Source organism: Autumnicola edwardsiae (assembly GCF_031846505.1).
In the GTDB taxonomy this organism is placed as follows: domain Bacteria; phylum Bacteroidota; class Bacteroidia; order Flavobacteriales; family Flavobacteriaceae; genus Autumnicola; species Autumnicola edwardsiae.
In genome coordinates, this window is sequence record NZ_JAVRHP010000117.1 from 1 (window position 1) to 8,343 (window position 8,343).

Genomic DNA, 8,343 nt, shown 5'->3' on the forward strand with positions numbered 1-8,343 from the left:
AAGTTGATTTTAGTGGTCAACCTATATCAGGGACGTATAAACTTCGTACCTCGTACTTCTAACTTCGCACCTCAAAAGGTCGATAATTGCCATTTTTGAGGTGTCACCTTCAGATTTTTCTTTTTTTAAAATTTCGTGAAGTATGGTGAACAGTTAAAATATCCACTCTTTGAACATTTACAATTTTGTAGATAATTCTATAGTTTCCTTCTATAAGTTCCACTGATATTTTCCACTTCCATTTCGGGAACTATTTTTCCGAAATAAATCTGGGAATTCAGAATTTTTGTCCGCTGTCTTAAGCGAAAAATTTGAAGCCGCGCATATTTTTCGGAATCTTTGGAGATGAATATTGCAATACTTTCCAGATCATCTTTTGCCTGAAGGGTCCAATTTACCTGAACCATTTTTCAACCTCATTATCTAAATCGGCATCTGAAATTGTTTCTCCACGATCAGACTGGTTCAGGCCCTTTTCCACTTTTTCAATCAGGATCAATCGTTCAACCAGATCGTCAATTGAAAATTCATCAGGAAATTTCTCAATCTGTTCTTTTACTTTCTCTTTTGTCAACATTTTGTTTTTATTTCAAAGATAAAACAAGGTACAATTTAAATTCGTTTCAACTCAACCCGACATTTGGATAAATTCAGCACTTGTAGTCGATAATTGTTATTTTTAAGGTGTTGCTTAAATCGAATAAAACCCGACAAGCTCAGTGAGAGATGCTGAAACAAGTTCAGCATGACAACCCGGAAACTACAAGCCGATAACTGCCATTTTTAGCCCTACTTTTGATAAGGAAAGAGAAAAGTACAACTTCGCACCTCAAAAGGCTGATTATTGACAGATTTGAGCCTTCTCCTTCCGTAGAATCTTAGGAAATCAACTGAAGTGTGAATGGGTAACTACAAGGTTCACCATTACTTGCTTTAATAGCATTAATAATAGGAAGAACTATACCAAAAATCCAGATTATTCCCAGCAACAAAAGTCCTATTCCGAAGAGAAAAATAAGCGGTATACAAACGATGCTGTAAAGAAACAGGCTAATCTGAAAGTTCATGATCATTTTCCCATGCTCATCCATTCCCAGCACTTTGTCCTTTTGTGTTGCCCACAGAATTAAAGGAACGATGAATCCGCCAATCCCGGTGATTAAATCCAGTAACTGACTACTGTGCGCTATAACCAGCATCTGCCGGTCCTCTCTCATTGCTGTATAACTTTCCATTGTTTGATGATTATAATTAGAATTACTGATGATGACGGTCCAGAAAAAGATGGCTTGTACAAATAAGACGACTTGTATTTCAAAATGTTACAGGATTTTTATCACTTGCAGTTGTTTTTAGTAAAAACCGTGAGCTTCTAAACTGAAAACTGGCAAATTGATGGTCGTTTCTTACCTTTGCAAAATGAAATTGAACGACACTATTGTTGCACTCGCCACGCCTTCTGGCGCAGGTGCAATTTCGATTATAAGAGTTTCAGGACCAGAAGTCATTTCGATTGTTGCCCCGGTTTTCAAAGCTAAGAGCGGTAAGAAACTGGAAGATCAACCTTCGCACACGCTTCACCTGGGTAATATAATAGATGCTGAAAGAATTATTGACGAAGTTCTAGTTTCCGTTTTTCGTGCGCCAAAATCTTACACGGGCGAGGAAACTATAGAGATTTCCTGCCATGGAAGCCCTTATATCCAACAGGAAATTATCCAGTTAATGATTCGGAAAGGTTGCCGTTCTGCGGAAGCTGGAGAATTTACCCTACGTGCTTTCCTTAACGGAAAAATGGATTTAAGCCAGGCTGAAGCTGTAGCCGATCTAATTTCTTCTGAAAATCAGGCTTCCCACCAGATGGCCATCCAACAGATGCGCGGCGGATTTTCTAATGAAATTCAGCGGCTCCGTCAGGAACTGTTGGATTTTGCCTCTTTAATTGAACTGGAATTGGATTTCGCTGAAGAAGATGTGGAATTTGCCAATCGGGACCAGTTTAAAGAACTTATTTCAAGGATTCAGCAGGTTTTAAAACGACTTATAGATTCTTTTGCCACCGGAAACGTGCTGAAAAACGGAATTCCGGTAGCAATTGTTGGTGAACCAAATGTGGGAAAATCTACTTTACTAAATTCCCTTCTCAACGAAGAACGCGCCATAGTTTCTGAAATTGCTGGAACAACACGGGATACTATTGAAGATGAAATGGCCATTGGCGGGGTCGGTTTCCGGTTTATCGATACTGCGGGGATTCGGGAAACGCAGGATATAGTAGAGAGTATTGGGATTAAGCGGACTTTTGAAAAGATAAGTCAGGCGCAGGTGGTGTTGTATCTAAGCCCCCTAACCCCCAAAGGGGGAATTGATGACGCTGTGCTGATTGAAATAGAAAAAATTAAAAACCGTTTTCCCCAAAAGCCACTTTTAATCGTAATCAACAAAATTGATTTATTGAACGAATCTGAAATTAGAGAAATCAAAAATAAATTAAATGGAATTGAGGGAGCAAACCTTCTATTGCTTTCCGCAAAAACAGGTTCAGGAGTTGAAGAGTTAAAAGATAAACTACTGGACTTTGTAAACACGGGGGCTTTAAGGAACAACAATACTATCGTTACCAACTCCAGGCATTACAACGCGCTGCTAAGCGCTCTTGAAGAAATAAATAAGGTTCAGGACGGACTAAACGCTAATCTCTCCGGAGATCTTCTTGCTATAGACATTCGCCAGGCATTGCACCACTTTGGAGAAATCACAGGAGAAATCACCAACGATGATTTGTTGGGGAATATTTTTACTAATTTCTGTATTGGAAAATAAACATAATATTTTATTTGATATCAAATGATATCAAATACACTTGAAATTTAATAATTATGAGGCTTTACGGCCTCTTTTTTATTTTCATATTTTCCGATACTAATTTATTTTTACACCTTTAATTACACTTAATTTACACCTCGTTGTTAAACATCATCAATGAGGTGTATTTTTTTACACCTCAATAATTATTTTTCTTATATTTATGGAAATTAAGCAGTTATGAAAATCAAACTCAAAAAGAAAAAATTAAAGACTGGAAGGTATAGTCTATATATTGAATATTATAAAGGCTTCATCCAAAATGATAAAGGCAAGATTGAACATAATAGGGAATTCGAATATCTAAAAGAATACCTTATTATTGAACCAAAGACAACTAAAGAACGCCAAGAAAATGCTGAGGTCTTGTTGAGAGCCGAACAGGTGCTATCCATCCGTAAGGCTGAATATGCACAAGGCAAATATGGTATAAAAGATAAAAATAAGGACAGACTCCTCTTTATCACTTACTATGATAAACTTAAAGAGGAGCGTTATGAAAGCAAAGGTAATTATGACAATTGGGATGCTACTCAAAATCACCTTGAGAATTATATAGGTAAGAGAAAAATAACATTTGAAGATGTTGATGAAGATTTTGTTATAGGCTTCAAAAAGTTTTTAAATCATAAATCTCGAACAAAATCGAATACTCCTCTATCTCAGAACTCAAAATATACTTATTACAACAAATTTAAAGCAGCTTTACGGCAAGCTTTTAATGATGGTTATACGCGAAGAAATTTCGCTGCCACGGTCAAAGGATATGCCCAGGGAGAAACTTCCAGAGAATATTTAACTCATGAAGAATTACAAGGCCTGGCCAAAGCCAGATGTAAACATCAAATTCTGAAAAATGCATTTCTATTCAGCTGCTTAACTGGTTTAAGATGGAGTGATATCAATAAGCTTACCTGGGCCGAAGTGCGAGATGAAGAAGAAGGTTCCCGACTGATTTTTAAACAGAAGAAAACATCCGGACAGGAATATCAATATATTTCAGATCAAGCAAGGAATTTGCTAGGGAAAAGAAGAAAAGGAAGTGATCGAGTTTTTCAGGGTTTGAAATATGGTGCTCATTTTAATGCTGAAATCCTTAGATGGTGTATGCGAGCCGGTATCACCAAACATATAACCTTCCATAGTGCAAGACATACTCACGCTGTTCTCTTACTTGAAAATGGAGCTGATATTTATACTGTTTCAAAAGTACTGGGACATAAAGAAATAAGAACCACACAGGTATATGCTAAAATTGTAGATAAGAAGAAAAAAGAAGCCGCCTATTTAATACCAGAGCTTCAGATGGATTATGAATTTTGATGTATTTACATACTTATCAAGCCTGGCTTTTATCTATATCTATAGCCGTTTGGCCATTCATTATGCGCCCATAATCTTTCATTACTTTATTAATTCAAACTTCGGCGTAACCGGATACTTGGAAAAACCACGAATTCTTTTTCATCTGACTGGGCTAAGCTTCATGCACCTGATGTTTTCTTTTCATCAAACTTATAAAAGCTCAGGTGTGCCAATCCAGTTATTAGTTCTTCTTGTATTTCTCTTAGGTGTATTTTTCTGCCTCATATCATGGGGAAAAAAATTTAAATCTTCTTTTTCAGAAAAGCTAAGAATCAAAGTTGCTAAACCTTCCTTTAATTTCAACTTGTCCATTTCAGATATTCAAATAAACCGATTATATAATGAGATGATCCGGTTTGATCTGATTGACCAGGAAGAAACTTCTATAGCGGATTTTAAGAATGTTTTACTCAAGGATTGGAATAGTCATAGTTCAAAGATTCATCTGAAAATGGATGGTCCCAGCTGCAGAGAATTTTACGATCACCTAATTAAAACATTTCCCAATAATTCAATCACCCTGAAAAATCTATTTATTACCTCTGGATTAATCCTTAGACCGGATGGCAAAAAATACAATTATAACACGTTGAAAAATGCTCCTACTCGAACACCAAATTCTAAACATCACGAAACCTTGTTAAAAATTTTTTCAAAGCTAAATTGATTGAATAGACTTTTCAATAATTCGAAACTTCATAAATATCTTATAAATCTCCATTATTAATTTTATATTTCGAAAGTTAAAAAGTGTTAACAATTTCATGCTAAAGGCCCTTCACAAATAAATTTAAACAACTACGTGACTTTCAACCGATCTAAAATGCTATTTACGGTAATAGCAACTCTTTACACAGTTTTTGTATTTTCGCAAGACCAAAACATAAGATTCAATGGAAATTCTTCTAGCGCTTTTCGTAAAAACTTAGGGCAGGTACTTGATCAAAAAGGGTTACCCAATTCAGATGTGCTTTACCTTCTTTCTACCCCTGGTCTGAATGTTCAGTTAAAAAAAACAGGCTTTTCTTATGATGTTTACGAAAAGGAGCAGTCAAAGCTAAGTAGTGATCAGAGGATTAAAAAAGCGTATTCCAAACAGATTAAATCTCAGATAGAAAAAAATTCGAAGCTTCTCTTTCATCGGATTGACGTTAACTTCCTAAATTCAAATCCAGATGTTCAACTGGTTGAGAAGTTTCCTAACTCTAACAAGGTGAACTATTATAATCTACCAGGAATCGAGGACGGTATTACTAACGTACCCTCATTTGGCAAGGTTATTTATAGAGAGCTTTATCCAGATATCGACCTGGAATTTTTTATTCCAAAAGACAGGACAAAACCGGTGGAATATAATTTTATTCTTAGGCCGGGAAGCAATATTGAGGATATAGAAATGCAATTTACAGGTGCTGACGTTAGTCTAGAAAATAATATCCTCGAATTCAGAACAAGACACGGCAAGATGAAAGAGATCCTTCCGGCAAGTTGGTTTGGAACTGATAAGAATAAAATACCAGTAAAGATCAATTTTTTTCAAATTACGGATTCTATTTTTGGGTTTAAAATGCCTCAAAAATATAAAGGTGTAGACGACACTCTAACGATTGACCCTACCCCGGTAAGGGAATGGGCTACTTATTTTGGAGGAGAGGAAGATGAATCTTATTTCGTAGGAGATGTCAAAACAGATTTAGACGGCAATCCCATTATTACTGGATTTAGTTCAAGCTCTTCTAACATTGCTACAACTGGTCCTCCAGAAAGCATTTTTGAAAATATGAGATTCGCATATCTGGCTAAATTTAATCCTTCAGGAACCCTTCTTTGGTCATCCTACTATGGAGGTTTTCAGGGTGCGTATTTCAATAGCGTTGCCATAGATAATAGTAATAATATAATTTGCACAGGGGAATCATCAAGTAAAGATAATATTGCCACTACAAATGCCCATCAAACCTCATTGAACGATTCTGAAAACAATGAAAACCATGGTGATGGAATCATTGTAAAATTTAATTCAGCTGGAATTAGGTTATGGGGAACCTATTTTGGCGGAGAGACCATGGATTACCTGACAAGTGTGATCACAGATGAACAGGACAACATTTATACTGTAGGCTCTACTGCAAGTCATCAAAATATATCTACTCCAGGAAGTTTTAAAGAAATCGGTGATGCGTATGTTCACGGCCATTGGAATGGTATTCTTGCTAAATCTGATAAACATGGAAATCGCATTTGGGCAACTTTTTATGCAGGAGAAGAAATTAATGAGGTAATTCTCGACAATCAGGGTAATATATATTTTGTTGGTACTACCTATTCCCAGGAAGAAATTTCGACACCTGGCGCATATCAGGAAATTTTAAATATTGATGTACTATCCTGGCCAGATTCCTTCATTGCAAAATTTAATCCGTCAGGAGAAAGAATTTGGGGAACTTACTATGGAGGTCCTGATTATGATTTTGCACGGGGAATAACAATTGATAATAAGGACAATGTCATTATATCCGGAAGTACACGCAGCGCCACAGATATAGCCACTCCCGGAGCTCATAAAGAAACTAAAAATTTCGTAGCCGAATGGGATAGCTTTCTGGCAAAATTTAACTCCTCGGGTAACATCATCTGGAGTACCTTTTATGGTGGGAATAATAGTGAAACAAGTGGTGATGCAAAAGTAGATGTAGATGGAAATGACAACATTTTTTTATTAGGAGATACCAATAGTCCAACTGGTATTTCAACACCCGATGGTTTTCAGAGTGAATGGATAGAAGGGTCTGGTGATTTGTTTCTTACAAAATTCAATGAAGACGGAGAACGAATATGGGGTACTTATTACGGAGGAAATCAATCTGAATTCGCTTTGAATATAGACATCACAAACCTCGGAGAAATTTATCTATTGGGATGGACACACAGTACCTCAGGTATTTCTACACCAGATGCACATCAAACTAATCACGGTGGAAAAAGAGATGCTTTTCTGGTAAAATTTAAAGATTGCTTATCTTCCTTTACCACTAATGTTCCCAGCGGAGTTTGTGAAGGAGAGGATTTAAAATTAGCAGCTTCTGGCGCAGAATCTTACTCCTGGACCGGACCTAACAATTTTACAAGTACAAAGGCCAACCCTGTTATTACTAATTCATCTGTAATTAATTCTGGTACCTACTATCTCACTCTTAGCTCCGGAAACGGATGTGATGATTTAAGAGAATTTGAAATTTTTATCACACCCAAACCAGTAGTACAGCAACTGACTGATTTAGTTGCTTGTGAAGGAGAGTTTAGTACAGGAATTGCTCCTGGTTTTGATCTTTCTGCTGTAACGCAACAAGTAATTGGAAGTCAGACGAATTTGATCGTTTCATATTTAAATGGTAAAGGTGAGGAAATCGAGAAAGATCAACTAAAAAATTACATAAACGTTATTCAAGGGCAGGAGACCATAACCGTGAGAGTCGCCAACGAACTTAATCCAGATTGTTTTGTCGAAATGGGTTTTAACCTCCTCATTGAACCTATCCCAGATAGTTTTATCGTAGAAGATATTACTATTTGTGACTCGAATAGTGATGGTATTGCTGAAACCAATCTCAAAAAAATTGCAGAGAAACTTACAGCAGGTAATAGCAACCTTAGGGTAATTTTTTTAGATGCTAATGATAATGTCATTTCACTTTCCCCTAGCGGAATATTCACTAATTCTAATCCCTTCAGAGAAATCATTACCGCACGAATGATAAATAACTCTACGGAATGTTATTCTGAAACCAGTTTTAATATTAATGTTGGCCCGGCTCCTGTTGCATATCCCTTACAGGATCTAATAGGATGTGATGAGAATGCTGACGGAATTTCAGAGTATTTTGATATTTCTCAAGTGGTCAACAGAGTTGTTCAGGATCAAACCGGTCTAGAGTTAACATATTTTAGCGATGACGGAACTGAAATACTAGATTTTTCATCACCATACACTAATATTCAACCTTTTCAACAAACGGTAATTGTGCGGGTTACCAATCCGGAAACCCTATGTTTTTCTGAAACAACGTTAACCTTAAAAACTTCGGAAGCACCAGAAATAAATACTCCCATCAC

General features: G+C 36.5%; 7 protein-coding genes. 3 read left to right on the plus strand and 4 right to left on the minus strand.

Annotated features, from left to right (window positions below; translation table 11 throughout):
• Positions 1–197: 197 nt before the first annotated feature.
• The 3 genes from RM529_RS15070 to RM529_RS15080 form a co-directional block, all read right to left on the minus strand.
• The gene (locus RM529_RS15070; RefSeq protein WP_311485579.1) at positions 198–407 is read right to left on the minus strand and encodes a hypothetical protein; all 210 of its coding nucleotides are present in this window, start codon (positions 405–407) and stop codon (positions 198–200) included.
• Positions 395–577: a hypothetical protein gene (locus RM529_RS15075; protein WP_311485580.1), complete on the minus strand. Its 183-nt coding sequence runs from the start codon at positions 575–577 to the stop codon at positions 395–397. Before RM529_RS15075 ends, RM529_RS15070 begins: the two co-directional genes overlap by 13 nt.
• Before the next feature lie 301 nt (positions 578–878).
• On the minus strand, positions 879–1,235 hold the full coding sequence (locus tag RM529_RS15080; protein ID WP_311485581.1) for a DUF4870 domain-containing protein: 357 nt from the start codon (positions 1,233–1,235) through the stop codon (positions 879–881).
• Positions 1,236–1,419: 184 nt separating this feature from the next.
• Between RM529_RS15080 and mnmE the strand changes: the two genes are divergently transcribed.
• A complete protein-coding gene (mnmE, locus tag RM529_RS15085) occupies positions 1,420–2,823 on the plus strand; it encodes a tRNA uridine-5-carboxymethylaminomethyl(34) synthesis GTPase MnmE (protein WP_311485582.1) in 1,404 nt (467 codons plus the stop codon).
• A 222-nt stretch (positions 2,824–3,045) separates the two neighbouring features.
• A complete protein-coding gene (locus RM529_RS15090) occupies positions 3,046–4,188 on the plus strand; it encodes a tyrosine-type recombinase/integrase (protein WP_311485583.1) in 1,143 nt (380 codons plus the stop codon).
• Positions 4,189–4,380: 192 nt separating this feature from the next.
• On the opposite strand, the gene RM529_RS15095 is transcribed toward RM529_RS15090, so the two are convergent.
• The gene (locus RM529_RS15095; RefSeq protein ID WP_311485584.1) at positions 4,381–4,542 is read right to left on the minus strand and encodes a hypothetical protein; all 162 of its coding nucleotides are present in this window, start codon (positions 4,540–4,542) and stop codon (positions 4,381–4,383) included.
• Between the two features lie 511 nt (positions 4,543–5,053).
• Here RM529_RS15095 and RM529_RS15100 point away from each other — a divergent pair.
• Positions 5,054–8,343, plus strand: a 3,290-nt coding sequence (locus tag RM529_RS15100; RefSeq protein ID WP_489752739.1) for a DUF7948 domain-containing protein, incomplete at its 3' end; no start/stop codon positions are given.